Source organism: Thalassoroseus sp., from assembly GCF_984380535.1.
In genome coordinates this window covers 37,228-62,070 of the sequence record NZ_CFHRBF010000005.1, presented here as the reverse complement: position 1 = coordinate 62,070, position 24,843 = coordinate 37,228, and the positions used below count along the sequence as shown (strand labels likewise).

At 54.9% G+C, this 24,843-nt stretch carries 25 protein-coding genes and 1 pseudogene; 17 read left to right on the top strand and 9 right to left on the bottom strand.

The window, feature by feature from the left end; genetic code table 11:
- Positions 1–30: 30 nt before the first annotated feature.
- From pth to AC5DDB_RS08055, 4 genes are all read right to left on the bottom strand, one after another.
- Positions 31–606: an aminoacyl-tRNA hydrolase gene (gene pth, locus AC5DDB_RS08070; protein WP_491739194.1), complete on the bottom strand. Its 576-nt coding sequence runs from the start codon at positions 604–606 to the stop codon at positions 31–33.
- A gap of 22 nt (positions 607–628) precedes the next feature.
- On the bottom strand, positions 629–1,267 hold the full coding sequence (locus tag AC5DDB_RS08065; protein WP_491739193.1) for a 50S ribosomal protein L25: 639 nt from the start codon (positions 1,265–1,267) through the stop codon (positions 629–631).
- A 179-nt stretch (positions 1,268–1,446) separates the two neighbouring features.
- Positions 1,447–2,367 (bottom strand): sugar phosphate isomerase/epimerase family protein, encoded by a 921-nt coding sequence (locus AC5DDB_RS08060; RefSeq protein WP_491739192.1) that lies wholly within the window; start codon positions 2,365–2,367, stop codon positions 1,447–1,449.
- Positions 2,368–2,407: 40 nt separating this feature from the next.
- Positions 2,408–2,689: a DUF427 domain-containing protein gene (locus tag AC5DDB_RS08055; RefSeq protein WP_491739191.1), complete on the bottom strand. Its 282-nt coding sequence runs from the start codon at positions 2,687–2,689 to the stop codon at positions 2,408–2,410.
- A 219-nt stretch (positions 2,690–2,908) separates the two neighbouring features.
- Between AC5DDB_RS08055 and AC5DDB_RS08050 the strand changes: the two genes are divergently transcribed.
- Both AC5DDB_RS08050 and AC5DDB_RS08045 read left to right on the top strand, forming a co-directional pair.
- Positions 2,909–3,832 carry a DUF1559 domain-containing protein gene (locus AC5DDB_RS08050; RefSeq protein ID WP_491739190.1) on the top strand — a complete coding sequence of 308 codons (924 nt, stop codon included), beginning with the start codon at positions 2,909–2,911 and terminating at the stop codon, positions 3,830–3,832.
- Complete coding sequence (locus tag AC5DDB_RS08045) at positions 3,829–4,287, top strand: hypothetical protein (protein WP_491739189.1); 459 nt, start codon at positions 3,829–3,831, stop codon at positions 4,285–4,287. The genes AC5DDB_RS08050 and AC5DDB_RS08045 overlap by 4 nt, the downstream gene beginning before the upstream one ends.
- 189 nt (positions 4,288–4,476) lie before the next feature.
- Here AC5DDB_RS08045 and AC5DDB_RS08040 read toward each other — a convergent pair whose 3' ends face one another.
- Complete coding sequence (locus AC5DDB_RS08040) at positions 4,477–5,343, bottom strand: efflux RND transporter periplasmic adaptor subunit (RefSeq protein ID WP_491739188.1); 867 nt, start codon at positions 5,341–5,343, stop codon at positions 4,477–4,479.
- Positions 5,344–5,553: 210 nt separating this feature from the next.
- On the opposite strand from AC5DDB_RS08040, the gene AC5DDB_RS08035 reads away from it, so the two are divergent.
- The 9 genes from AC5DDB_RS08035 to AC5DDB_RS07995 all read left to right on the top strand — a co-directional run bounded on the left by AC5DDB_RS08035 (position 5,554) and on the right by AC5DDB_RS07995 (position 12,165).
- The gene (locus tag AC5DDB_RS08035) at positions 5,554–6,105 is read left to right on the top strand and encodes a hypothetical protein (RefSeq protein ID WP_491739187.1); all 552 of its coding nucleotides are present in this window, start codon (positions 5,554–5,556) and stop codon (positions 6,103–6,105) included.
- A 160-nt stretch (positions 6,106–6,265) separates the two neighbouring features.
- A complete protein-coding gene (locus AC5DDB_RS08030; protein ID WP_491739186.1) occupies positions 6,266–6,850 on the top strand; it encodes a glutathione peroxidase in 585 nt (194 codons plus the stop codon).
- A 221-nt stretch (positions 6,851–7,071) separates the two neighbouring features.
- A complete protein-coding gene (locus tag AC5DDB_RS08025) occupies positions 7,072–8,454 on the top strand; it encodes an NHL repeat-containing protein (RefSeq protein WP_491739185.1) in 1,383 nt (460 codons plus the stop codon).
- A 279-nt stretch (positions 8,455–8,733) separates the two neighbouring features.
- The gene (locus AC5DDB_RS08020; RefSeq protein WP_491739184.1) at positions 8,734–9,276 is read left to right on the top strand and encodes a peroxiredoxin; all 543 of its coding nucleotides are present in this window, start codon (positions 8,734–8,736) and stop codon (positions 9,274–9,276) included.
- Between the two features lie 210 nt (positions 9,277–9,486).
- The gene (locus AC5DDB_RS08015) at positions 9,487–10,113 is read left to right on the top strand and encodes a carboxymuconolactone decarboxylase family protein (RefSeq protein WP_491739183.1); all 627 of its coding nucleotides are present in this window, start codon (positions 9,487–9,489) and stop codon (positions 10,111–10,113) included.
- Between the two features lie 101 nt (positions 10,114–10,214).
- Positions 10,215–10,427 (top strand): DUF8617 domain-containing protein, encoded by a 213-nt coding sequence (locus tag AC5DDB_RS08010; RefSeq protein WP_491739182.1) that lies wholly within the window; start codon positions 10,215–10,217, stop codon positions 10,425–10,427.
- Positions 10,428–10,579: 152 nt separating this feature from the next.
- The gene (locus AC5DDB_RS08005) at positions 10,580–11,497 is read left to right on the top strand and encodes a pseudouridine synthase (protein ID WP_491739181.1); all 918 of its coding nucleotides are present in this window, start codon (positions 10,580–10,582) and stop codon (positions 11,495–11,497) included.
- A gap of 6 nt (positions 11,498–11,503) precedes the next feature.
- Positions 11,504–11,854 carry a hypothetical protein gene (locus AC5DDB_RS08000; RefSeq protein ID WP_491739180.1) on the top strand — a complete coding sequence of 117 codons (351 nt, stop codon included), beginning with the start codon at positions 11,504–11,506 and terminating at the stop codon, positions 11,852–11,854.
- Between the two features lie 41 nt (positions 11,855–11,895).
- The gene (locus AC5DDB_RS07995; protein ID WP_491739179.1) at positions 11,896–12,165 is read left to right on the top strand and encodes a hypothetical protein; all 270 of its coding nucleotides are present in this window, start codon (positions 11,896–11,898) and stop codon (positions 12,163–12,165) included.
- 30 nt (positions 12,166–12,195) lie between these two features.
- Here the strand turns inward: AC5DDB_RS07995 and AC5DDB_RS07990 are convergent, their stop codons facing one another.
- Positions 12,196–15,699 (bottom strand): protein kinase domain-containing protein, encoded by a 3,504-nt coding sequence (locus tag AC5DDB_RS07990; protein ID WP_491739178.1) that lies wholly within the window; start codon positions 15,697–15,699, stop codon positions 12,196–12,198.
- 253 nt (positions 15,700–15,952) lie between these two features.
- Between AC5DDB_RS07990 and AC5DDB_RS07985 the strand changes: the two genes are divergently transcribed.
- From AC5DDB_RS07985 to AC5DDB_RS07970, 4 genes are all read left to right on the top strand, one after another.
- Positions 15,953–16,828, top strand: coding sequence for a dihydroorotate dehydrogenase electron transfer subunit (locus AC5DDB_RS07985; protein ID WP_491739177.1), 876 nt, complete (start codon positions 15,953–15,955; stop codon positions 16,826–16,828).
- 61 nt (positions 16,829–16,889) lie between these two features.
- Positions 16,890–19,955, top strand: coding sequence for a PVC-type heme-binding CxxCH protein (locus tag AC5DDB_RS07980; protein WP_491739176.1), 3,066 nt, complete (start codon positions 16,890–16,892; stop codon positions 19,953–19,955).
- Positions 19,956–19,975: 20 nt separating this feature from the next.
- Positions 19,976–20,767 carry a class I SAM-dependent methyltransferase gene (locus AC5DDB_RS07975; protein ID WP_491739175.1) on the top strand — a complete coding sequence of 264 codons (792 nt, stop codon included), beginning with the start codon at positions 19,976–19,978 and terminating at the stop codon, positions 20,765–20,767.
- 21 nt (positions 20,768–20,788) lie between these two features.
- On the top strand, positions 20,789–21,268 hold the full coding sequence (locus tag AC5DDB_RS07970; RefSeq protein ID WP_491739174.1) for a YybH family protein: 480 nt from the start codon (positions 20,789–20,791) through the stop codon (positions 21,266–21,268).
- 4 nt (positions 21,269–21,272) lie between these two features.
- Here the strand turns inward: AC5DDB_RS07970 and AC5DDB_RS07965 are convergent, their stop codons facing one another.
- Positions 21,273–21,818, bottom strand: coding sequence for an NUDIX domain-containing protein (locus tag AC5DDB_RS07965; protein ID WP_491739173.1), 546 nt, complete (start codon positions 21,816–21,818; stop codon positions 21,273–21,275).
- A 9-nt stretch (positions 21,819–21,827) separates the two neighbouring features.
- Entirely contained in the window at positions 21,828–22,550 is a 723-nt protein-coding gene (locus AC5DDB_RS07960) for a hypothetical protein (RefSeq protein ID WP_491739172.1), read from the bottom strand.
- Positions 22,551–22,959: 409 nt separating this feature from the next.
- On the opposite strand from AC5DDB_RS07960, the gene AC5DDB_RS07955 reads away from it, so the two are divergent.
- Positions 22,960–23,409, top strand: coding sequence for an STAS domain-containing protein (locus AC5DDB_RS07955; RefSeq protein ID WP_491739171.1), 450 nt, complete (start codon positions 22,960–22,962; stop codon positions 23,407–23,409).
- A gap of 87 nt (positions 23,410–23,496) precedes the next feature.
- On the opposite strand, the gene AC5DDB_RS07950 is transcribed toward AC5DDB_RS07955, so the two are convergent.
- Positions 23,497–24,648, bottom strand: coding sequence for a DUF4350 domain-containing protein (locus AC5DDB_RS07950; RefSeq protein WP_491739170.1), 1,152 nt, complete (start codon positions 24,646–24,648; stop codon positions 23,497–23,499).
- On the opposite strand from AC5DDB_RS07950, the pseudogene AC5DDB_RS07945 reads away from it, so the two are divergent.
- Positions 24,647–24,843: pseudogene (locus tag AC5DDB_RS07945) on the top strand (hypothetical protein); the annotation flags it as partial. The gene AC5DDB_RS07950 and the pseudogene AC5DDB_RS07945 sit on opposite strands and share 2 nt — an antisense overlap.

Here is a 24,843-nt window from a genome sequence, read left to right as displayed (position 1 = left end):
CTCAATCGTCGTCTGCGAATGATCATCTTGTTAAGTCGAGGAATCGGGCGCATTGACGCGATTCATCGCGGTTTGTATGTCGCTTCGCATCCAGGTTTCGACGCCGTCTGCCGCTTTCGCGACGGCAAGTTCGATCTCTGGTGTTTCTGCTTCCGTAAATCGACCCAACACAAACGCGGCTGCGTCCATACGTCCGGGAGGACGACCAATTCCGATTCGCAATCGAGCGAATTCTTCGGTTTTTGTTTGCTGGATAATGTTAGCCAGCCCTTTTTGGCCTCCTGCCGAACCCGAAGGTTTGAGTCGTAACCGGCCCAAGTCCAGGTTGAGATCATCGCAAACGACGATCAAGTCTTCCAGGTTGAGCCGATAAAAATCCATCAGCGACCGGACTGCCCGACCGCTGAGGTTCATAAATGTCTGCGGAGCGGCGAGAATGATCTTCTCATCCGAGAGGAAAATCTCGACGATTTCCGCTTCGTGTTTGATTGTGGGGTTTGTCCCTCCGTGACGATTCGCTAATTCCGCCAGGACGTCAAAACCGACATTGTGGCGTGTTCGCCGGTACTTCGCGCCGGGGTTTCCTAACCCCACAACTAATTTCATGATGACGTCAGCCGAGTCGTTTTCAGTTTTCGTCGCCGTCAGACGATCCCTCACCGATCACTTCCGGTTCGGCTGGTGCACCACCTTCATCTTCTGGCAATGGTTCGTCTGTTGCCATTTCCGCGAGCACTTGAACAACGACCGTTTCCGGGTCGATGTCGAGTTCCGCACTTGACGGCAATTCCAAGTCTTTGACGAGGATTGAGTCACCGATTTTCAGGTCCGTGATGCGGACCCGAATGACGTCGGGCAATTCCAAGGTTTTGACGTTCATCGACAGCGAGTGAACGTGCTGATCGAGCACACCCCCTGCGACGACACCCGGAGAAATGCCACGGAACTCGATCGGAACTTCGCTCCAGCGACGTTCTTCCGGATCGACCCGCAACAGATCGAAGTGCAAAATCTCTTTTCCGAACGTGTCCCACTGAACTTCGCGGAAAATCGTGGTTTGCGAGTTGTCGCCCAGGTGCAAATCGACAACTTTATGCCCCTCATGGATGATGGGCGAAAGTTCGTCGTTGCTCACCGTGATGGCAACGGCCCCCTCTTTATGTCCGTAGACATTTCCTGGCACTTGCCCCCCGGACCGGAGTCGTCGGGATTCAGCGCTTCCAAGTTTTTCGCGTTTTTCGGCAGTGAGACGAACTGCTTCGGACATGACACGTCAGCCTTTATTGCCCTGGCAAATCTATAATGGCGTAAAATCACCCTCAAAATGAGTGAAGCGCGTCAGCATAGCTACCCAAATGCGAGTCTGCAAGCGTCCGAGACGCGCAGAACCGGAATTCGTGAGACTTTGGAATCAAAACCCGTCGAATTATTCCATTCCGATGGTTTCTAAGCGAACGTCAGCACACGATCCATCCGGGATTTGATGTCGGCGAGTCGTTCTTTGCCGCCGCCCCGGACTTCGGCGGTCGCCCAGCCAGAGTACCCGATCTTGTCGAGCGCTTCCATGACGCCGGGCCAATCGCAGTCGCCTTCACCAATCTCCACGCCAAAGCCGGACCGCGGGCCCTTGGTGTCTTGGAGTTTCCGGCTGTATTCCTTGATGTCCAGTTTGCCGATGCGGTGACCGAGGGCTTCGATCCAGTGGGTTGGCCAGCCATAACGGACGATGTTACCTACATCGAAATACGCACCGACGAGTGGCGAATCGAACGAGTCGATAAAGCTCGCCATTTCGAGCGGGGACAGCAGAAAGTTGTTCCAGACGTTCTCGAAAAGAATGCGAATGTCCAACTTCTCCGCCAATGGCAACGCTTTCAGAATCTCGGCGTGGCATCGTTCATAGGCATCTTTGTAGCTCACGCCTTCATTGACGACCGCTGGTACCAACAGGACCGAAGTAGCTTCGTAATCCTTTGCGGCTTGGATAGCCTTTTTGAAACCGTCGAGACCAGCGGCTCGCACGTTCGGATCGGGGTGGGACAGGGTTTGTCGCCAGTGCACAGAGTCGACCACACCATGAATCGGCAAATCAGCCGCGTCGCGTGCTTCTAGTAACTCCTTTGTGTCGTAGGAGTTCGGTGCACTGACTTCCACACCGTCGTAACCGAGATCTTTGAGCAGTTGGAATTTTTCAGCCAACGAGCCTTGAGTGCTCACCATGCTCAATTTGACCGCTTTGCGAATTCGCGGAGGGGTTTGCTCGGCGGATTTCGCTTGCGTCGTTGGGAACGTAGATGCAGCCGCCAAAGTGACGGCTCCGATGCTGGTGTCTTTCAGGAATTCTCGTCGCGATGGTTGCTCGCTCATATCTTGTTTCTCACAGAGTTTGCGGGTGTCACTCGAACGGCTAGTCAACGACTTTCACACCCTTCCAAAAGGCGATTCGCCCTTGGATATGGAGCGCAGCTTCCTTGGGCTTTTCGTAGCACCAAGCAGCATTCTCATTGACTTCGTCAGCCACCACGACATCCCAATACTTCGCCGTGCCTTTCCACGAGCACACGCTCGAGTGGCTGCTCGGCCGAAGAAGTTCCATATTGACGGAATCCTGCTTGAAATAGTGGTGTCCATCGACAACGACTGTGTCGGCACTTTCCGCCAAGGTGCAATCGTTCCAAACGGCTTTCATGGTCGAGTGTCCCAGAGTGGTATCGGAATGCACTGATACTACCACCATCTCGGAAAGAAGTGCCACTATCAGGGAATATTTCTTTCCGGTTCTCAGAAACGGCGTCAGAAATTTTTCCAGAATCGGCAACCTGAAACGCGTCGTGAGGTGTTGATATGTCTGGGTATCGATTTGTTCCCATCTGACTTTTGTCTTCATTGGATTATTGGGAGAGCAGCTTTGAAGAAGTCCAGAACGATTCATCAAGGGTTCACGCTGATTGAACTGCTTGTCGTGATTGCGATTATCGCCATTCTGATTGCCCTGCTCTTGCCTGCGGTACAGCAAGCACGGGAGGCCGCTCGGCGAACGCAGTGCAAAAACAATTTGAAGCAAATCGGGCTGGCGGTGGAGAATTACGAATCGACATTCGGTGCGTATCCTCCCGGGCGTCTCGGTTGCGATGGGATCAACACCGGTCCGTGCAACGGAAACACCGCCGAGCAACGGAGCGGTGCCAGCGGTTTCGTGCTCCTGTTGCCGTTTCTGGAACAGCAAAACATGTTCGATTTCATCAACATCAACGATGCGCCCTACAACCAAGGCTCCACATGGAATACTGCTGGAGTGCAAACGGCGCTTGAAGCTCGGCTCGAAGCGTTTGTCTGTCCCTCGGACACGAGCAATCCGTTTGTCGTTACCAATGGGTTCGATGCAGCTACAGGAAGTTATGCGTTCTGTCACGGAACGTTGGGGCCATCGAGCGGAATTAGCGTGCAGATGAAGATCGACAACACCGGGCTATTCATGTACAAGGAATCGCTCGCACGAAGTGAAATCACAGATGGAACCAGCAATACGTTCGTGGCTGGTGAAGTCGTCGATGCCCATACGGAAGAGTCCTACAACCGGTGGAGCCTGGGGAGTCGACATTTGGATTGTTTGCGAACCACGGAAAACCCCGTGAACACGCCACCCGGAACCGGAATCACGACGTCTCCCTATGGCATCGCATTGAATGGTGCTTTCGGGAGCGAACATCCCGGCGGTGCACAGTTCCTCTTTGCTGATGGTCATGTCTCGTTTATTTCCGAGAACATCGACATCATCACCTATCGTGCACTTTCAACACGGTCCAAGGGAGAGGTTGTCGAAACGCCATGATGAATCGATCTGCGGAAATTCGATCCATCCATCCGGTTTGGATTGCACTCGGCGTGTGTGCCACGATGGTGCTGGGATGCGGAGGGTTGGATCGGCCGGAGCGTGTTCCCGTCTCAGGGCGTGTTCTCATTGACGGCGAACCACTTACGGTTGGCAACATTCAGATCCTGCCAGACGGTGCACGAGCGGCAAGTGGCAAAATCGATTCCGATGGTCGGTTCGAAATGACGACTTTCGAACCCGGCGACGGCGTGGTGCCGGGGACGCATCGCGTTGTGGTGGTCGCCAACGAAGCACTCGGCGGCACGGGTCAGAAATGGCACGCCCCGAAGAAGTACGTCGATCCGGCAATGTCTAACCTGACCGTCGAAATCACAGAGCCAACGGATTCGCTGGAGATCAACCTATCCTGGGACGGTGGAGAACCATTCGTCGAGAAATTCGCCGCAGAATAGATGCTTCGTCGGATGCGACTTCGCATCTGTGAAATGCGATCTCACAGAACATTCAATCGGGTAAGAAGTTACGACCCATGCCCACCGTTTAGAGTAGGCATGGGTCGTATGTCGAATCATATCCACACAAAACCGTGGACATGCCATTCTTTCGATTTTCTTGCCGACAGTTCTCGTTTCGCTGGGCTTTTACTTCTCAGGGATATTGATGACCATGACGCCCATCAATCCCGGGAGAAGGTCTTTGTCGGTGTTCTTGACTTCGGCCCAAACTCGCACTCGGCCGCGGATCGAACCTGCTTGCACGTCGACGAACTTCAGTTCTCCGTCGTACCATTTGGCGTCTTTGTCGGAATTTTCGGACTGCAATCGCACGCGAACTTTGTGACCGGGTTTGACTCGCTTGGCGTCATCTGTGGAAATTGTGCCGCCGACTTGCACCGTTTCGGTATTCACTAACTGCAGAATCGGATCGCCTTGAGCCACCGCTTCGCCGACGCTCTTTTTGACCTCGGTGATTATGCCATCAAACGGAGCCCGAATTTGCAGCGCCTCCAAACGGGCCTCGGCTTCCTTCACCCGTAAGCGATTGAGTTCTTGCTCGTGTTGGGCCTGTTCGATTTGCAACATCGCACGGTCCCGCGTGAATCGGAGACGATCGAGTTCGACCAACGGCACCGTGCCGATCACACGGCGATTGGCGTCTTCCGCCTTGTCCAATTCGGCTTGAGACACTTTCAACTGGGCTTCCGCGAATCGCAGGTTGACGTCGGTGTCGGCTTCTTTTTGAGCAATCGCCAACGCAGCTTTCAAAATTTCGGCCCGCAACTCGACGAGCAGGTCGCCTTTCTTGACCGATTTCCCTTCTTCCGGTGCCACCACTGCCAACACGCCGGGTTGGTCTGCCGCCAGGGACGCTTCGGACTTGGTTTCCAGGCGAATCCAGGCCTCATCAATGCGAACTTCGGCGGCCGACGCCGAGAAGACCGAAGTCGAGCAGATCCAGGCCATGCCTAGCCCGCACAACGCACGACGGAAATTCTTGATAAGCAACATGAGACAACTTCCTCAGCGAACTCGACGGAACGGCATAGATTCCCAGTTTCCATCGGCAGACAGGCCCGGAAACGACAAAAACCCGCGTTAAGGTCCGATTATACAAGCGAAAGTCAATTGGTTGCTGGAATTTCTGATTGTCAGCAACCACAATACTGGGGTGAGGATTTTTCGATGGGAACGACCCATTTCTCCAAGGGGAGGTAATCGATGCGACTCCGAAATCTTGCCCTGATGACCTGTCTTCTGTTGGCTAGCCCTGTTGGACTGCGAGCGGATGTAGAATCCGGCCCCGAAAAAGACGCGAAAGTCGAACCGTTGCCCGTCTATGTGGGAACTGGTGATTTCAGCGGGCAAACAAAGAATCTTGTCGAACATCGAGCCGGCAAAGCGACTCTTTGGTTTTTCGTTCCCGCGGATAAATGGAGTCGCCCCACGGCTCGACTCTTGCGAACGCTCGACACCAAACTGACCGACATCGACAAAGACGCCGAAATCGTCGCTGTGTGGATGTCCGATGATCTCCCCAAAGCGAAAGAATACCTACCCGTCGCCGAGCGAGTGTTGAAACTCGATCATACGACCTTCAGCGTCTACGAAAAAGACCCGCTAGGCCCCGCCGACTGGGGAATTCATCCCGATGCAGACCTCACGATCGTCGCCACCCGGGACGGTAAAGTCGTGAAGTCGTTCGGGTTTGTCTCTGCCAACGAAACCCTCGCCAAAGACGTCCTGAAAACGCTCGCCAAGAAGAAAGAGTAGTTGTTTCTCAAATGCGAAATTGAATTTGTGTGCCGCGGCTCTGTGAGCCGTCCTAAGCGACGACACCAAAGAGACACGGCTCACAGAGCCGTGGCACACTTGATTTGCATCGAACATGACGTCGTCAATTTTTTGAAGTTAGGTTCTGAAAGGACACTGTATGAAGTTTGCATGTTTGGCCGCGAGTTTGGCCATCGTTATGGGAACGGCGACCCTCTCCGCCGCCGAGAAAAAATCAGCTAAGGACACCTCGCCCGTGCTGAAGCACACGATGAAATCGTTAGATGGCAAGAAAGTCGATCTGTCTCAGTACGAAGGCAAAGTGCTGTTGATCGTCAACGTCGCAAGCCAATGTGGCGCGACGCCTCAGTATGAACCGCTGCAAGAGTTGTACAACAAGTACAACGACGACGGTCTCGTTGTGCTGGGTTTCCCCTGCAATCAGTTCGGTAGCCAAGAACCCGGTAGTGCGGACGAGATTCAAGAGTTCTGCAAATCGAACTACGGCGTAACATTCCCAATGTTCGCCAAGATCGACGTCAACGATGACAACGCGGCCGATTTGTATCAGTATCTCACCAGCAAAAAAGCGTTTCCGAAAGACGCCGGCCCGGTCCGTTGGAACTTCGAAAAGTTCCTGGTTAGCCGAGATGGGAAGGTCGTCGACCGTTTCCGCACCCCAGTCCAGCCCGATTCGAAGCCAGTGATCACCGCCATCGAAGCTGAACTGGCGAAGAAGCCGTAACGGACGAGAAACGATCTCGGTCGCGTCGGCAAAAACGTCTCGCAGATCCTTTCCATCGCATGCCCGATGATTGTAATACCGTTAGAGTTGCGATAGGATCGCGAGCGTTGCCGAGAGTGTTTGCAACATCGCAACCAAACAAGCCGGCGGAGTTTCCGGTGTGGACTCGGTCGCACTGGTTGTTCACTGATTTACCACATGTTTCAAGGAGTGAATGGGCAATGATGAACCCCAAATCGTTCTTGTTGACGCTGTTATTCGGCGTCAGCATTGGCTTGGCACCACTGACGGTGTCGGCCCAAGACGAACCGAAACCGGCAGCGGAAGAGAAACCAGCCGCCGAAGAAAAACCGGCCGAAGAGAAGCCCGCTGCCGACAACCCGGACGTCAAACCTGCGGAAGAGAAACCCGCTGAGAAGCCCGCGGAAGAGAAACCCGCTGAGAAGCCCGCGGAAGAGAAACCAGCTGAGAAACCGGCCGAAAAGCCAAAAGAAGACAAACCCGCTGAGAAGCCCGCCGAAAAACCGGCTGAAAAACCAAAAGAAGAGAAGCCGGCTGATGAAAAGCCCGCCGAGGAAAAACCGGCTGAGTCGGTCGATCTGGTCGGTCGTACGGTTGTCATCAACTTGGACAACCCCACCGGTATCGCAGTTAGTGAAAGTGGCGACATCTTCATCGCCAGTCACGACGGCATTCACCGCTTCATGCCGGAACCGAACACCTGCCCGCTCGCCGTCAGCGGTTTCCCAACCGACGAATACGGCAAAGGTCCGACCTACAAAATCGGTCCGCTGGGCGTAGCGATGCTCGATGCCAACACCATTGTCGTCGGTGACGGTAGCCGACCCGACGGTGAAGAACTTGTTCGCGTTTACAAGATTCCCGAAAAGCATCCTGGCGAATACCAAAAAGAAGCCGATGCCGTTTACACCTTCGGCCCGATCAAAGCCGGTGACCAATCCGCACGCGGTGAAGGCAACTACTACGGTGTGGCAGTCGCGGGTGGCGAAATCTTCGTGACCAACAACGGCGACGACACCAAAGGTTGGATCTCCAAGATCGCTCCGAAAGACGGCAAATGGGACGATTCCAAACTCGAACCGTTCATTGCCACCAAAGAAAAGGTCGGCGTTGACGCTCCTGTGCCGATCGTCACCGCAACTGAAGGCCCGTTCAAAGATCACCTCATCGTTGGTCAAATGGGTGAAGTCTCCGCCCCTGGCGACAGCTTGCTGACCGTCTACGATCCGAAATCTGGCGACCTCATCGCCAAGGGTGAAATGGACGGCATCAACGACGTCTGCGGTCTCGCTTACAGCCCGAAAACCAAGAAGTGGTACGCCACGGACTTCTCTTGGGTCGATGCCAAAGCTGGTGCGTTGTACGAACTCGACGTGCAAGCCGAAGATGGCAAAGAAGGCGAACCGAAGACTCTCAAAATCACCAAGAAGAAGCTGATGTCGCTCGACAAACCGACCGACGCTGCTTTCGATAAAGATGGCAACCTCTACGTTGCGATCTTCGGTTCCACCGCCGATGGTGACAACGCCGAGCAAATGTCGCCTGGCCAAGTGCTGCAAATCTCCGCCGATCAATTCAAATAGTATCTTGAATTGATACGGTTAAAGTCATGAACGCGGTTCGGGTATCCCGAGCCGCGTTTTATTATGCCCACCTTTGTATTCACTCACGCCTGATTTGTTCACACCCTTGCCGTGCAGGATGAGGTGGATATACTTCCGGCTAAGACCTCACGGTCTTCCGTGTCCGTGATACACGCGAAAAAACCGTTTTTCCCGGCATCCACGAGACAGAAGCCGTGATGCTCGCAGGCAAACTGCTCTCAGACGCCAAATCATGAATTTCAACTGGAGTAACGATCGATGAGTATCCGAGTCGGCAAACCGGCCCCCGAATTTGAAGTCACCGCCTACAACCGCGACAAAGACGGAACCGACGGCGAGTTCTCGAAAGTCTCGCTGGCTGACTTCAAAGGCAAATGGGTTTGTCTGTTCTTCTACCCACGCGACTTTACGTTCGTCTGCCCGACGGAAATTGTGTCGTTCAATCAAAACTTGGATGAATTCGAAGATCGCGATTGTGTCGTGCTAACCGCCAGTACCGACAGCGAGTTTTCTCACAAAGGTTGGTGTGAATCTCACGAAGACTTGGCGAAAATGAAGTATCCCATGCTCGCCGACCCAGGCCATGCGCTTTCCGAAGCCTTCGGCGTGTTCGACGAGGAAAAGGGGTTGGCCTATCGGGGTATCTTCCTGATCGATCCGAACGGCATCGTGCGTTGGATGGCTGTGCACGATCTCGGTGTCGGCCGTAACGTCGAAGAAACTTTGCGTGTGCTCGATGCCCTGCAAACCGACAAACTCTGCCCCTGCAACTGGAAGCAAGGCGAAGAAACCTTGAACTAGTTGCACATTGTGCTTGAGAAACTCGGGTGTCACTGGCTTTGCTAGTGCGAAGGTCGTTGAATGTTTGAGGACGAAAGCACTGGTGGAGCCAGTGACACCCGACCCATTCAGTTGAGAATTTGACTTCTCCGTCAGCCCGCCCAAACGAGCGGGTTCGCCATCGGGAATCACCCCGGTGGCTTTGTTTCGTTATTGGAAGGAGGATTTCCCATGTCACGCATCACCCCACTTTCGGCTGCCGAAGCGGTCGACAAAACCGCTCGGACTTACGAACGCGTTTGTGAGTTGCTCGGCACGGAATCCGTCCCGGAACCGTTTTTGGCTTATGGCCGGGTGCCGGCGTTTCTGCAAGACTTCTTCATGAACTTCAAGAAGTTCGTCGTTGGTAGTGGAGCGCTCGACGAGCAAAAACGCACGTTGATTGCACTCTGTGTTTGTGCGTCTGCCGACTGTGATGTATGGGCGGACTTCTTCACCGAACGGGCGAAATCCCAGGGATTCACCGACGATCAAATCGCCGAAGCCCTCGCGGTGGCTTCGACGAATTACATGTACAACACGTTTTTCAAGTTCCGCGACATCGCGGGTACGGATGTCTTTGAAGGCATGTCAGTCGGGTTGCGTGCTCACACCTTCCATGGCACAAGTTTCGATGACGCCACTGTCGAACTGATCAACATCGCGATCAGCGATATGAATGCCTGCAAACCCTGCGTGAGCGGTCACGTCAAGAAAGCCCGCGACCTCGGCGTCAAAGACGAAGCGATCTTGGAAACCATCCAGTGCGCCGCCGTCATGCTGGCGGGTGTGCAATACCTGAAAGCCGGCGGTGTTTGATGGCCTAGGGACAAGGGTCCAGAGGCCAGAGCCGGAACGATTATCGCGTTGCGATTGCTTGCGGCAAATGGCTACGTCGATCGTTGTGTTCGAAATGTGATATGATGATTGACGCTGTCATCGCTCGACCATTTCGAGAATCGAAAATGAGCAAATTCCGTTGTACATGTGGAAACGTGATTTCCGACGTGGTTTGTCCGAACGAAGTCACGGGAGGCATTCTTAGTGACAAGAGTGATGAGAGGTTCTTCGATCAGCTGTGTTCTTTAATCGACGAGTTCTTCGAGCACTACGATTCGAACCGCGATTCGTAAATAAGTTGGGTGCGTGCAGCGAAGCGAAACGCACTTAGTCCGTTCAATGTCGATCACATGGTGGGTTTTGCTTCGCTGCACCTACCCTACAAACTTTGTCTATCACTGGTCCCTGGGCTCTCATCCCTCGCCCATATTCGAAGAATCAACTCATGGTTAGTCCGATTGAATCTGCCTTGTCGAATGATGATGACGAGCTGCAGATTCGCCTGCAAAAGTTTTTAGCCGCCGCCGGTTTTGGCTCGCGGCGGAAGTGTGAAGAATACATCACCGATGGTCGCGTTACGATTGATGGCCAACCGGTGACCGATCTTGGTGTGAAGGTTGACCCGCGTTCGCAAACGGTGGCGGTCGATGGCGAACGCATCAAGCAAGAGAAGAAGAAGTACTACGTGCTGCATAAGCCGCCAGGTTATGTGTGCACGAATCACGACCCCGGTGGACGCCCGAAAGCGGTCGACCTCATCGCAGACGATGCCCGCTTGTTCTCGATCGGTCGACTCGATGAAAACAGCCTCGGTTTGTTGTTGATCACCAACGACGGCGAACTCGCGAATCGGTTGGCTCACCCCCGGTATGCGGTGCCGCGACGTTACCAAGTTCAAGTGGCCGGCAAACCCAATGCAGAGACGTTTAAGCAACTCCGCGAAGGTGTCTATTTCAACGAGGGCAAATTTTTCGTCAACCATATCGAACGCATTCGCGGTCAAGGCAACAGTACGATTCTAGAAATCGAACTCCGCCAAGGTCGGAACCGGGAAATTCGTCGACTGTTCGCCCGCGTCGGTCACAAAGTGATGAAGCTGCAACGTGTGACGTTTGGCCCGGTGAAACTCGGCAACCTCGCGATGGGCAAATACCGTCCGCTGCGAGAGAGTGAACTTGAAGACCTGAAGAAACTCGTGCAGCGTCAGAAAGCCGACCGCTCTGGCGGTCCGAAAAAACCGGCCAGCGGCAAACGCAAACCCAGCGGAAAAAAAGGCGGAAGCCGAAAACCGTCCAGCAAACGCTTCGGCTCGAAAGGCTCATCGTCCAAACCCACCGGCCGACGCGGACGACGCAAACCTTAGAGTGCTATGTCGACTCTAATCGATGCCAACAATCTCAAACTATGGGACTATCGGATTCAGCACTTCGATGGGTCCGAGTTGTTGGTGATCGGGTCTAATAACCTGGTCTATTATCACGACGTGGAACTCGTATTTACGGACGTTTGTCGCATTGATTGTGCGATCAACTTTCATCACCCTCAGTTTCATGATTTCGGCCCGTGTCCGTGTGGTTGCGGCGCTTCTCAATACCACATTCAAGCTGAAGACTCAGAATTCACGATTGCAGCCGAAAAGCTTGAAATCGTTCTTGGCACCGTCTTCCATTATCAACGCAATGAACTGAAACCCGGAGAACGTATTGCCCCCTGGGTTTAGGCGGACAGCGCTAGTTCGCAATCGGTGAATTGACGACTGTGGTGACGATCGCAATTGTTGCAGACTTTGCTACAGCCGTCGTCAGACAGGCAAAGACCCCGCCGGTGAACATGATCAAACCAGACTTCCACCGAGCAGACAGGATTTCTGAGGCTGCCAAAACCAAAAGAGCAAAACCTGCGATTGCCGAAACCGGAATGAGCAAACAACCAATTGCAATCATGACCAGCAATGCGAAGCCAATCGCAAGCGAAAAGACTAAAATTGATAGGTCTATCAATATCTCCATGTTTCATACGGTCCGCAATTGATTTGAACTTTCCGCCCCCGGCCCACAAACACTACTCATGCTCTTCGCCCCATTCGAGGACGGCGTGAATGTCGGGCGATGTTGGGTTGCCGTCGTGGAAGCCTTTCTCGTCGTTCTTGGTCGAGAACTGCAATCGCGTTTCATGGCTGCCAAGTTGCGGCTGACCTGGACCCCATTGGCCGATGTAACGTAGCGGTCGGTTGCGTTCGTCTCTCCACACGCGATCTCCTTCCCGTCGCCAACCGCTGAGCCAGAATTTTCTGCCGCGTCCCTCATCGAGAAAGAACCTCTCCTCTTCCGGTGAGGAAATTGTGAGCAGTCGGGCGTTCAACTTCGCGGCCAACTGGTGGGCATATTTGAACTCGATCGCATTATTCGAAATGTAGTAATACTGCCCGTTCCGCTGGATACATTGTGACAAAATCTCTTTCGGAGGGGCGGCGGCGACTTGGGTGATTGGAGTTTCGAAGTCGTCTCCCAATTGATACGCGTTGCTACGTCGGTCGACTTTAAGTTCGAACTTGTGAATGTCGACGACGGAATGATGGGCCAAAAATCCGATCGCTTTGTGGCAGGGCAACACGCAGTGCGAGTAAACCGTCAGGGCGTCGACTGAACCCTTCCATAACACGAAACGTTGGTTGTTCATCAAGGCATTGACTTGGAGTGATTCACCGCGTTGGATGACGTCGATGTGCAAATGACAGCGTTGCCCATTGGTGACGAGACCGGCTTTGACACCAGCTCCCGGCGCAGGCGAGCCATCCTGCAACTCTTTGCCGTTCGCGGAGTGTAAGCCACTCAGACGATTTCCTTTGGCACTGAGCTTAACGGCACCAAAGTGGTTTCCCGTGGGAAAAATGATCGCCAGGTTCTCGTTACCCGCGCGACGAGTAAACTCGCAATCGATTTCGTAACTTCCTTCGACGGCGACGGGAAACATTAACATGGCATCGTCCGAAGCTTCACAGCCGACGGTATCGCCGCGTTGCTCCCAGTGGCCGCGAAGAACGTGATCGGGAAGTTTTACCATCTCTAACAAATCCACCGATCGGCCGGTCGGTAGTTCTTCGGATTTCTTGAGTTCAGCGAGTTCGGTGGCTTCCGCGTACTCCTCTCCCCATTCCAAGGCGACGTGCAGACGGGGTGCGCCTGGTGGGGTGTCGTGATAGCCCGCTTCGGCTTGACCGGTGAAGAGTGCGAGTCGTAAGTCGCCGGCACGGAGTTGCGGTTGTCCGCGATGCCAATTGAAGTATTGCAACGGCCGATTTCGCTCGTCACGCCAAACTTTCTCTCCCTGTCGACGCCAACCGCTAAGCCAGTATTTCCGACCTGGGCTTTTCTGCACCCAATGTTGAAATTCTGCGTCGGTCGAAATTGTCAGCATTCTCGCGTTCCATTTCCGAGCCATGGCGTTGGCTTGGGCCAAACTGAGTTCGTCTTTGGAAACGTAGTAATACTTCCCGTTCCACTCTTCGCATTCCGATCGGATTTCCTTCGGCGGCGCATCGGCGGCAGCGGTGATTGGGTTCTGGAAATCGTCGCCAAGCGGGTACGCTTCGCCAGCGTCGCGGATGACGGTTAGTTCCCATTTGTGGATATCGACCACCGAATGACCAACCCGCACGCCAAGAGCATCAACGCAAGGCAACACAAATTTGGGATCATCGGTGATGGCGGTCGTGGAGCCTTTCCACAGAACCAATCGTTGCCCATCGAGAGTCGCGTTGACGGCGACGGTATTCGGACTGCGATCAACTCTCACGTGAAGTCGGTGTCGACGACCGTTTTCGATCGAATTCGGTTTGACAGATGCCCCGGACGACTCCGGCAGATCTTTCAACGATTTACCATCAACTTTCGACAGTCCGCCAACGCTGCCGTTGAAACCACTGACGACGACACTCCCCGGTTGCTCACCCATCGGGCCGATGAGCGAAATGCCATCGTTCTGAGTGCGGCGGGTGAATTCCAGGTCGACTTCATAACTGCCGGACACCGCAACGGGTGCCATTAGCGTCGCATCGACGGATTCATCGCAACCCACTCCGTGACCTTGTCGTTCCCAGTGCCCACGATAAACGTGTTTCGACAAGTCCACCATTTGAAGCAAGTCGATGGGTCGACCTTCCGGCAACGGGTCGGAATTCGCCGCGTTCACAAATTTGGTGGATTTCGATGTTGTGGAAGATGAATCTCGCGGCGGTGCGAGGGCGAGTTGCTCGTCCGGATTTGATTGCGATTTCGGGCGGTTTTGCGAACCCGAACCCGAATCGAGATCGGGATCCCCGACTTGGACGATGTCGGTTTGCGATGGTGTATTGATCGAGGCGGGCTCGTTCGCCGCATGACCGACGACTTCAGACGCCCGATTGTCGGTCGATCGTGGAGATTCGTCAGGAACATCTCGACTGAACAGCACAAGGGACAAGAGTAACGCGACCAAGATTCCACTAGCTCCCAGTAACCAAGGTTTGAGGTTTCGCCGCCCGCGGTCGGTTGCGTCATTCGCAGCGAAGGTGGGCAGGACGGGTTTGTGATCGGGGGGTGTGCGGTTGATGATTGTTGTGGCGAACGCGAAGTCCTTCGAGTCAGTCCCGGTTTGGGTCTCGGTCGCCGAACCGCCTCTGAGATAATCGGTCAACGCGTTCGCGACGGACTTCATATCGGGATACCGATCTTCGCCGCGTTTGGCCATCATCTTGAGACAGATTTGCTGCAGTTCGGGATCGAGTTCGGAACATTCCGGATGAGAAAAGTCCGGCGTGGCATTTAAAATCTGACTGAAGACCGACATCGGTGGCCCGGCAAAAGGGATCTGGCCGACCAGCATTTCATACGAGACCACGCCCAAACTGTAGATATCACTTTGCGGCCCGACAGCAGACGGGTCTCCCGAGACTTGCTCGGGAGACATGTAAGCCGGTGTGCCGAGAATGGCACCGGCTTGGGTGAGGCGGGTAGCGTTTTCGCGATTCTCGATCGCGGGCAAATCTTCCGGCGTGATCGACGACTCGTTGGCTTGCATCGCCAGACCGAAATCCATGATGACCGGTTCTTTCTCGGAATCGATCATGATGTTCGCCGGTTTGAGATCGCGATGCACGATGCCCTTCTCATGAGCGCTCGCCATCGCCAAAGCGAGTTTGCGGATGACCACAGCCACCGCTCGCTGTGAAAGCGTTCGTTGGTTTTCGATGTAATCCGATAACGGACGCCCCGCCACAAATCCCATTGCGATGAAGTCGACACCGTCGATGGTGCCCACATCGAAAACCGGGCAAATGTTGCGGTGTAGCAAGATGGCCGCCGATTGGGCCTCCCGCAGGAAACGTTGTCGGGCACGTTCGGTGCGGTCGCGTTTCGACTTCGGGATTTTCAAGGCCACCGGCCGCTTCAGGGTTTGATCGAACGCCCGATAGACACTGCCCATCGCACCTTCGCCCAGCAGTTCCTCGATGCGATACCGCCCAAACGGAACTACCCCGGCGAGTTGCTGCGGCGTCAGAGTACCGGTTCCCGCGGATGTTTTCATGGGCTATGATCGCTCGTCAGATCCTGTCAGGGCGACGCTTGGTTTTCATGTTATCTAAGCACCTGACGCTGTGCATTTCAACATCGGTTGGCCCCAATATGCCTGTGGCGACTCGGAAACCAATTGTGATTTTATCGCATGGATGTGTATCTTTGTATCCTATTATTCGACAGTAAGGCTTGTGCCTTGACTCTCGTCTCTCCGCCGACGATGTTGCTGAAGGAACTTGATGAAATACACGACGGAAAATCACATGAATTCGGCTCTTCCCGGTTTGGTCCCGACAGCTCGACAGACTCTTGCGACGGTGGTGGCTCACGAGCCGATGGCGAAAGATACGTATCGGTTGCGGATTCAGTGTCCGGAGATCGCCGGGCAGATTGTGCCGGGGCAGTTTTTTATGGTGCATGCCCCCGGTCGCACCGATCCGCTGCTTGGCCGACCGTTTGCGTTGTTCGACGTCTACGAGAAAGACGGCCAACCGATGGGCGTCGATTTCGGGTATGTCGTGGTCGGGAAACTCACCTCACTAATGGCCGACTGGAAACCCGGCCAACCGGTCGAATTGTGGGGGCCGCTCGGTAATGGATTTCCCACGCCGGATTGCGAAAGCCTGCTGTGCGTGGCGGGTGGAATCGGGCAAACGCCGTTCTTGGCAGTTGTGCGAGAGGCATTGGGACTGAAAAAGTACGGCGGCAGCGATCGGGAGTTGTCGCTACTGCCTCGACAAGTCGGCATGTATTACGGTGTGCGGTCAGCGGATTATCTAGCCGGTGTGAAAGACTTCACAATCGACGGCTTGGAACTGCGATTGGCAACCGATGACGGCTCGGCCGGGCATCACGGGTTCGTCACGGATCTTCTGAAAGAAGCTCTCACGTCGAACGATCCGCCCGATCGTGTGTACTGTTGCGGACCAGAGCCAATGATGGCCGCCACCGCAAAATTGTGCGCTGAGTATAGCGTTCCATGCTGGTTATCGTTGGAAACCCCGATGGCATGTGGGTTTGGAGCATGCTTTAGTTGCGTCACGCGTGTGAAGCAAGATGACGGTAGCTGGGATTATCGCCGAACCTGTGTCGAGGGGCCTGTTTTTCCCGCCGAAAGTTTGTATCTTGAAGAAAACTGATCAACAACCGTTGATCGATGTTTCGCGCTCCCATTTTCCGTTGCATGGAACTTTCGACGTAATGCCTGCCTGCTATTCTCTCCGTTGCTCGCTTCCCACCTTGTGGGGTTTCCTCATCGTTTTGTTGTCTTCGTCGCTGAGTTTTGCGGACGAAGATTTGGCGTCCGAGATGAAACGCTTGCCCGCTGTCGAGGCGGAAGATGCGTTGGATACGTTTCACGTCGAGAACGGTTTCAAACTGGAACTCGTCGCGTCTGAGCCAATGGTTGCCGACCCGGTGGATGCGTGTTTCGACGAACACGGTTGGATGTACGTCGCCGAGATGCACGGTTATCCATACTCGGAAGAAAAACGTCAGCAATGTCCGAAAGGTCTCGGCAAACGCAATGCCGGCACGGTTCGCTTGCTGAAAGACACCGACGGTGACGGCGTGATGGACAAAAGCACGATCTTCGCCGAGGGCATCAGTTGGCCCCAGTCGGTGTGTTGTTACAACGGCGGCGTGTTCGTGTTGGCTCCGCCGAACTTGTACTACTTCGAAGATTCCGATGGCGACGACATCGCCGATGTGCAAGAAGTTGTGTACTCCGGTTTCCAACGCACGAACGTGCAAGCTCTTGCGAACAACATGAAATGGGGGCTGGATCATCACATTTGGGCGGCGGGCGGTCGTAGCGGTGCGAACCTGATGCATCGCGGCGAGAAACTGTTCACACTCGGTGCTCGGGATTTTCGGTTCGACCCAAAGACCGAAGAATTGTCGGCCGTCACCGGTGGCGGACAGTTCGGGCATTCGTTCGACGACTTCGGCAACCGTTTCATCTGCAGTAATAGCAACCATATTCAGCACATCGTGACGGAAGTTTCCTACCTGGAACGCAATCCGCTATTGAGTGCCTCGGGTTCGGTCCGCACGATCGCGAAAGAAGGTCCAGCGGCTCCCGTGTTCCGTCGCAGTCCTGCAGAGCCATGGCGGATCGTGCGAACACGTCGACGAGCCGCCGATCCGAAATTCGCCAATCGCGTGGCAGCGACCGAACTTGTGCCGACCGGGTTCTTCACGTCTGCAACCGGCGTGACGATTTACCGTGGTGGTGCGTACCCGGAAGATCATCGAGGCAACGCGTTCATCGGAGATGTCGGCGGCAACCTGATTCATCGCAAAACGCTCACTGAGAACGGCGTGAGTTTCATCGCCACGCGTGCGGATCAGAATACGGAATTCATCACCTCGACCGACACCTGGTTCCGCCCGGTCAACTTTGTGAACGCTCCTGATGGCACACTGTATGTACTCGATATGTACCGCGAAACGATCGAACACCCCTACTCCATCCCGGAAGACATCAAAGCGTTTCTCGACTTGGAAAGCGGACACGATCGCGGCCGGATTTACCGGATTACTCCGCCAAATTGGAAGCGGACGGCTCCCAAGGATCTGAGCAAATTGTCCCTGTCGGAATTGGTAGCCGAGTTGGCCTCTGGCAACAGTTGGAACCGCGAAACCGCCGCTCGGTTGTTATGGCAACAAGCGGATGACTCGACCAAATCCGAAATCGCCACACTGCTGAAGACTCAATTCTCGAAGACCGAAAACCCCGCCGGTCGTGTGCAGATTCTCGCCACGTTGGACCGCATTGGTGGTGCCGATGCTACGATGTTGAAGGAATCTCTAGGCGACGCACACCCTGCCGTTCGCGAATACGCCACAAAAATCGCGACCGCCGACGTACTCACCGCCGAGACTATTTCGAAATTGATGACGGACGATTCCGTGCGTGTCCGGCGACAACTCGCGTTCACGTTGGGTGATGTCGATTCGTTGGCGGCTTCGGCTGGTTTGTTGGCGTTAATGGCCGCGAAAGACAGTGGCGAAGTTTCCCAAGCGGTCCTGTCATCTGTCCCGATGCACGCCGACGCGATGCTCGATCTGCTGATGAATGCAGCCCAAGACCACAAAGCCAAGGTGCTCGGTCAATCGCTCAATCCGGCTGCACTGTTGCCGAAGGTCATGCAAACTGCGACTTCCCTCGACGACAATGCCGGCACTTTGAAATGGCTTTCCCGGGTGACGAACTGGAAACCGGAGAACGCCGACGATCGCGGATTGCAACGCCGTACTCTTGTCGCGATTGCAACCGGTTTGGGACAGCGTCGGCAAACCCTGGCGAAGTTGCTGGAATCCGATGCCGCCACCGCCGACGTGCGAACCGCCGTCGAGACCCTGTTCACTGAAGCTGCCGCTACCACACGCGATACCAATGCCCCGATGACCGAACGTCTCGCAGCCACGGAACTGCTTGGTCTGTCAGCGACCAAAAACGCTCGCAAGGCGTTGAACTCGCTGCTCAGTCCCGCGACGCCGCAAAGTTTGCAACGGGTGGCGATTCAGTCGCTCGTGCAACATCAGAATGAAGATTCGACAGCGGCGGTGTTGAAACACTGGGACGGTCTCAGCCCGAGCGTCCGCGAATTGGCGGTGACGGAGTTCCTCTCACAAACGGACGCCACCATCGCACTGATGAAGGCTGTCGAAGAAAGTGACATTGCCCGCACCGATCTCTCACGGACGCAACAAGAAGCCCTGCGGAATCATCCCGCAAAACCGGTTCGCGAGTTGGCGGCTCGTTTGTTGAAAGCCGAACCGACTGGCGATCGCGACAAAGTCATCGCTGATTGGCAAGGTGTGGTCGACTTGGCCAGCAATGCCAAAGCCGGTCGCGAAGTGTACATGAAACGCTGCTCGCAATGTCACCGAGCCGACGGAGCCGGCCATAACGTCGGCCCTGATTTGATCTCGATCAAGAACAAATCTCTCGATGACTTGCTGATTGCGATTCTCGACCCGAACCGGGAACGTCAACCGAACTACACGTCGTACAATCTCGTGACTGTCGACGGGCGCGTGTTCGCCGGGATCGTAGTTGCAGAAACCGCCACCGCAATTACGTTGCGTCAGCCCGAAGGCAAGGAAGTCACCGTGCGACGCGAAGACATCGACTTGCTCAAATCCAGTGGCAAATCGCTGATGCCCGAAGGCTTGGAGAAGGACATCACGGAGCAGCAACTTGCTGACGTGTTGGCGTTCATCAAGTCATTGCAGGACACCGGTTCGGCGAGCGAGTGACGATGGGATAAGGAGTCGCGATGCACGGTTTGCAATCGCACGATGGAAACCGGCGGATTGATTGGGGGCAAACGTCCGAAGATTATGCGGTCTATCGCCCCGGTCCGCCGCCGAGTTTTTTCGTACGGTTGGCTGCGTTCGGAGTCGGGTTGGCTGGGCAAACCATGCTCGATTTAGGCACCGGCACCGGTGTGCTCGCGCGTCAGTTCGCCCATCAAGGAGCGACCGTTTCCGGCATCGACATTTCTGCCGAGCAAATCGAATCAGCAAATCGCTTGGCTGATGCGGAAAACTTGAATGTGGATTTTCACGTTGGACCGGCGGAGTCACTACCATGGACCGAGCCGACGTTTGACATCGTGACTGCGAACCAATGTTGGTTGTACTTTGACAAAGATCGGGTCATTGAAGAACTTCGCCGCGTGTTGAAACCGGGTGGATGTTTGGTGACCTCGCACTTCAGTTGGTTGCCGAGATTAGATGAGATCGCTCGCCGAAGTGAAGAGCTGGTCCTGCAGTTCAACCCCGAGTGGTCCGCGAGTGACTGGCCGGGTGTGATTCCAACGTGCCCGAGTTGGGCAGCCGAGCATTTCAACGTCTCGGCGATGTTCTATTACGACGAAGACATCCCGTTCACCCGCGAAAGTTGGCGAGGAAGAATTCGTGCGTGTCGCGGGATCGGTGCCACACTTTCGCCCGCAGAAGTCGTCGCCTTCGATGCCGCACACGAGGAACTACTCCAGCAAACAGTGCCGGAGTCGTTCACAATTCGACATCGGTTAGACGCACACGTTTTGACGTTCAAGACCTGATAACACCAGATCGAATCGACTATGAAGTTCGTCAATCCATTGGTAATTGCAGTCGTTCTTTGTTTGAGCGGTGTGGACGTGAGTGCCGCCGAGCAAACGGTATCCGAACGACTGCTCCAGAAATGGGCGGCGACTTGGAAAACTTCGAACGTCGACCAGATGATGCAATTTTATGACGAGGGAAACGATACGGTAGCGATTGAGTCGCTCGGTCATGTTCGTCAGGGTTCAAAAGAGATCCGGAACATGTATGAGGGTGCGTTTGACGAACTCCGTTTTGATCGCGTTACGCTCACTTTTATTGCACAGGGACATCAGGGAACTGTCGCCTGGGCGACGTGCCGCTATCGAGCGGAAATTCGTCTCAAAGCTACGCAGGCGAAATTCGTTCTGCAATCTCGAGGAACGTTCATCCTGCGGAAGGACGGCGAGACCTGGAAGATCGCCACAGAGCATTTTTCGACCATTCCTCGTGTACCCCGCGTGCAACCCGCCAACTGAGAGATCAGCGTTTCGTCAAGTAAAGGTGGACTTTCAGAATCAGCACGCAACTTGGGCCGTGCGTGATTTCGCCGGACATCACTTGTTCGACGGCTTCGGCGAGTGGCAGCTTCACGCGGCGGATGACTTCAGTGCCTTCAGGGGATGGGTCGACGAACTTAAGCCCCTGGGCCAAGTACAGATCGGTTGGTGAGACGAGACACGAAGTGAGCGGGTCGATCGTGCCGAGTTTCGTGAACCGTTCGGCGACGATGCCGATTTCTTCTTGCAGTTCGCGGACGGCGGTCTGTTGGGTATCTTCGTTGGGTTCGCTGCCACCGCTAACGCCTTCGAGCGTGTCGCGACCGACGGCGTAGTGGAACTCTTCGGTGAGGTACGCGTTCTGATCGTCATCCACCGCCAGCACACACACGCCAGGTTTGACAGTCACGACGGTATACGTGCCTGGCTCGCCATCGGGACGAATCACGTCATCCTGCCGGAGCGTTACCCAGGGATCGGCGTGCACGGGGCGTTGTTGCAAAATCTTCCACGGGCCGTGTTGAATCATGGTCAGTTGTTAGTTGTCCGTTGTGGGTGGTGTGACTGCTGGGAACCGCGCCGGCGTCTTGGGTTTGGGCTCTTCGTCGGTTTGCGGTGTTTTCTGTTTCGGCGGCTCGGTTTCATCGATGAACCGATTCAAGATGCTGAGGTATCCGTTGAGAGCGGCTCCGTCAGGGCCGAGGTCTTTCTGCAAATCTTTCAGCATATCGCGTGACGTGATGGCATCTTTGCGGAGATCACCGAGGTTCTTGCGACCGGTCATCAATCCGCCCACCATATCGTTGAAGTACGCCTGAGCTTCCGGAGCGGCGAGCAACGGAAACGCTTGCTGCACGTCTTGCAAATCTTTGGGATCGATCGTGCCACCGCCCTGAAGTTGTTGGACGATATCGTTCGGCGATGGTCCATTCACACCAGGAACGGCACGCCCGGTGAGTTGGCCGATGATGTCTTCCGGCGATTTCGCAGCCGCCTGCGGTTGCTGACGGATAGCGGGTGCCGTTTGAACGGGCGGTTTCACATCTCCCAGGTAAATGGTGCCGACTTTGTTTCGCGGAATGACGATCTCCCCGAGCACCTCACTTTTCAGCGTGAGTGATTTCGCGGTGAGGGAAACCACATTGCCGGTGATACGGTCACCATTGACGAGTTGCACTTCCTCGGCACTTGCGACGGCGACGGCGATCAGACTCAGTGCACTCATGCCGACGTGAGTTGTCCAACGTGTGAATTGGTGCATTGGTTTCCTCCTGTGAATGAATGGCCCGTCTCGCTTCAATCTACGAAGACTCGCGTCGGCTGTCGATGGTTTCGATGAAGACGGAATGAACGGAATCGACGCACCGGTCCATTCGTCTTCGAATTGCTCGCGTTGTGAAAAATCAACATGAACGGTGGCATGTTTGAAGTGGGAAACATGATTGTTCAAAACTTCGAACGTTGCATCTCGGCATCGACTATCGTAACGCACGCTGAACAAACGAGTTGCGCCGGACGTTCAATATTTTTCCAATTGGCTGTCGGTCTCCGGTCCGGGCTTTGCATTTGTGGACTGTTGTCTTCGGTTGTCCTGGGGACCCACGGAAAAATGTCCGCGGATCCTTCGGGATTGCAATCTTCTAACGACAGACACGGGGAGACAGCAGCCAATGGCTTCACGCCGCAAAAAGCGAATGACAATTCACCTGTGGAATGAGACGACCGTGCTTGATCTCGGCCAAATCGAGATTTGGGACGGAGCGGATTTGGCACTGCTGCGCGACACGCTATCCGAACAAATTCATGTCGAAGGCGCGAAACGGTTGGGCGTCAACATGGAGTTTGTGAAATATATCCCCAGTGGCTTCTTCGGCATGCTCTACGATTGGCAGGAAAAGGGCATCGAAATTCGCCTGTACTCGCCACAGCCGAATGTCGCCGAGATGCTGTGGTTCCGTCAGTTCTTCAACCAAACCGACGACGGAAGCTACTTGCTGCAACGCGAACCCAAGGAAGACATGGTGGCTTCCGAACCGGTTGCCGAACCGGCGGATGAATGGTCGGACCTCAGCGATTGGGAAGAGATGTACGGCCGAACGCTCAGTCGCAGTAGCCGATGATGAGAGAATATTCGAAACGCGACCAATCGATTGTGGCCTCGATTCCTGCGTGACTGAGAATAGAGAATGTCGAAGACGTGTGGCGTTTTATTTGGGATCTTCGCCACCGGTTTTTGGTCGTGAGGCGTGGAGGATCATGGCCAATCGACGGATGACTTCCGCAGCGGTCTTGCGAGGCAACTTTGGCATTTGCGTGGCTTTCTCCGCCTGTTCGAGAAGCCGTTCTACCTTGGCGACCGGGCGGTTCAACCGACGGGCAATGGGTTCGAGCACACGGTCTTCATGGCCGTGGAGCGTTGCAAGTTTGAGTTCCTGACGCAGATGGCTGAGGTACGCTTCAACCATCCGCCCGGAACTGCGAGCTTTCCATGCGTGACTGCCCACGGTATCGGTGTGGTCGACAAGATTTCGCCGAACCGCTGCTGGTTCCGGGGCAATGGGACCAAACCGCCGATTCCGCCACCAAGCGAATAACAGCACCAACACAAACGCTTGGATCGTCACCGAACGCAACGGCGGTTCCAACAAAAGCCCCACGACTTTCGGTGTGCTGCTGGCGTTCAAAGATTCATCGATCGCCACCCGTTTGATCGGATGGGAATTGACGGCGTTGTAGTCGTGTCGGTCGGTTTTCAACACCGCGAACGCCAAAATCGGGTTGTCGACCCAGGCGAGCGATTGGTTCCAGAACAGAAAATCGGTGGCGACCAAAATCACTTGGCCCCGTCCGACTTCCTGCACAACCGCTTGTTTGTAGCCGCCATATTCCACGAGCGCCTGTGAATTGGGCGCGTCGATGAACGCCGACGATTCCCAGTACAAATCGCCGAATTCTAGAAGACTCGTGTGGACGACTCCGGTGGTGTCTTCATAACGGTCGGCAGCGGTCGCATCTTCGAGCGGTCTGACGTGCATGTCGAGTGTGGGAATCGACAACTCCGGCAAATCATCGCGGGCAGCGACCAGCAATGTACCGCCTTCGCGGGTCCAACTCAGCAAGGCGTTCCATTCTTCCGACGAAAGTTCCCGGCCCGGTCCCAACAAGGCCAACAGCGAACCGCGGGGATTGTCGGTCATGTCTTTGCGGTTGGTGAGCGGCGAGAACGTGCGTTTCACTCGCCAACCAAGTTTCTCGCCTTCCTCCCGTAGCAGTCGATAGAACGCGAGTTTGCCCTCGGCTTTCGTACTGTAGCTGTCGTAGTCGGAACCGGGTGAGAAATTCGGAAACCAAAAATGCATGCTCGCGACCGCCAACACCGCCGCCAACCATAGCCAGGAACTACGGGGGAAAGATCGGGTTGTCGTGGACGAAGTGGGCATGGTGGGATGGTTGTCAGTTGTCAGTTGTCAGTTGTGGGTTGTGGGTTGTGGGTTGTGGCTTGTGGGTTGTGGGTTGTGGGTTGTGGGTTGTGGGTTGTGGGTTGTGGGTTGTGG

Bases quoted from the DNA above. Each gene is read 5' to 3' on its own strand.
- pth (WP_491739194.1), bottom strand. From the start codon at position 606: ATGAAATTAGTTGTGGGGTTAGGAAACCCCGGCGCGAAGTACCGGCGA.
- AC5DDB_RS08065 (WP_491739193.1), bottom strand. From the start codon at position 1,267: ATGTCCGAAGCAGTTCGTCTCACTGCCGAAAAACGCGAAAAACTTGGA.
- AC5DDB_RS08060 (WP_491739192.1), bottom strand. From the start codon at position 2,367: ATGAGCGAGCAACCATCGCGACGAGAATTCCTGAAAGACACCAGCATC.
- AC5DDB_RS08055 (WP_491739191.1), bottom strand. From the start codon at position 2,689: ATGAAAGCCGTTTGGAACGATTGCACCTTGGCGGAAAGTGCCGACACA.
- AC5DDB_RS08045 (WP_491739189.1), top strand. From the start codon at position 3,829: ATGATGAATCGATCTGCGGAAATTCGATCCATCCATCCGGTTTGGATT.
- AC5DDB_RS08040 (WP_491739188.1), bottom strand. From the start codon at position 5,343: ATGTTGCTTATCAAGAATTTCCGTCGTGCGTTGTGCGGGCTAGGCATG.
- AC5DDB_RS08035 (WP_491739187.1), top strand. From the start codon at position 5,554: ATGCGACTCCGAAATCTTGCCCTGATGACCTGTCTTCTGTTGGCTAGC.
- AC5DDB_RS08030 (WP_491739186.1), top strand. From the start codon at position 6,266: ATGAAGTTTGCATGTTTGGCCGCGAGTTTGGCCATCGTTATGGGAACG.
- AC5DDB_RS08025 (WP_491739185.1), top strand. From the start codon at position 7,072: ATGATGAACCCCAAATCGTTCTTGTTGACGCTGTTATTCGGCGTCAGC.
- AC5DDB_RS08020 (WP_491739184.1), top strand. From the start codon at position 8,734: ATGAGTATCCGAGTCGGCAAACCGGCCCCCGAATTTGAAGTCACCGCC.
- AC5DDB_RS08015 (WP_491739183.1), top strand. From the start codon at position 9,487: ATGTCACGCATCACCCCACTTTCGGCTGCCGAAGCGGTCGACAAAACC.
- AC5DDB_RS08010 (WP_491739182.1), top strand. From the start codon at position 10,215: ATGATGATTGACGCTGTCATCGCTCGACCATTTCGAGAATCGAAAATG.
- AC5DDB_RS08005 (WP_491739181.1), top strand. From the start codon at position 10,580: ATGGTTAGTCCGATTGAATCTGCCTTGTCGAATGATGATGACGAGCTG.
- AC5DDB_RS08000 (WP_491739180.1), top strand. From the start codon at position 11,504: ATGTCGACTCTAATCGATGCCAACAATCTCAAACTATGGGACTATCGG.
- AC5DDB_RS07990 (WP_491739178.1), bottom strand. From the start codon at position 15,699: ATGAAAACATCCGCGGGAACCGGTACTCTGACGCCGCAGCAACTCGCC.
- AC5DDB_RS07985 (WP_491739177.1), top strand. From the start codon at position 15,953: ATGAATTCGGCTCTTCCCGGTTTGGTCCCGACAGCTCGACAGACTCTT.
- AC5DDB_RS07980 (WP_491739176.1), top strand. From the start codon at position 16,890: ATGCCTGCCTGCTATTCTCTCCGTTGCTCGCTTCCCACCTTGTGGGGT.
- AC5DDB_RS07975 (WP_491739175.1), top strand. From the start codon at position 19,976: ATGCACGGTTTGCAATCGCACGATGGAAACCGGCGGATTGATTGGGGG.
- AC5DDB_RS07970 (WP_491739174.1), top strand. From the start codon at position 20,789: ATGAAGTTCGTCAATCCATTGGTAATTGCAGTCGTTCTTTGTTTGAGC.
- AC5DDB_RS07965 (WP_491739173.1), bottom strand. From the start codon at position 21,818: ATGATTCAACACGGCCCGTGGAAGATTTTGCAACAACGCCCCGTGCAC.
- AC5DDB_RS07960 (WP_491739172.1), bottom strand. From the start codon at position 22,550: ATGCACCAATTCACACGTTGGACAACTCACGTCGGCATGAGTGCACTG.
- AC5DDB_RS07955 (WP_491739171.1), top strand. From the start codon at position 22,960: ATGGCTTCACGCCGCAAAAAGCGAATGACAATTCACCTGTGGAATGAG.
- AC5DDB_RS07950 (WP_491739170.1), bottom strand. From the start codon at position 24,648: ATGCATTTTTGGTTTCCGAATTTCTCACCCGGTTCCGACTACGACAGC.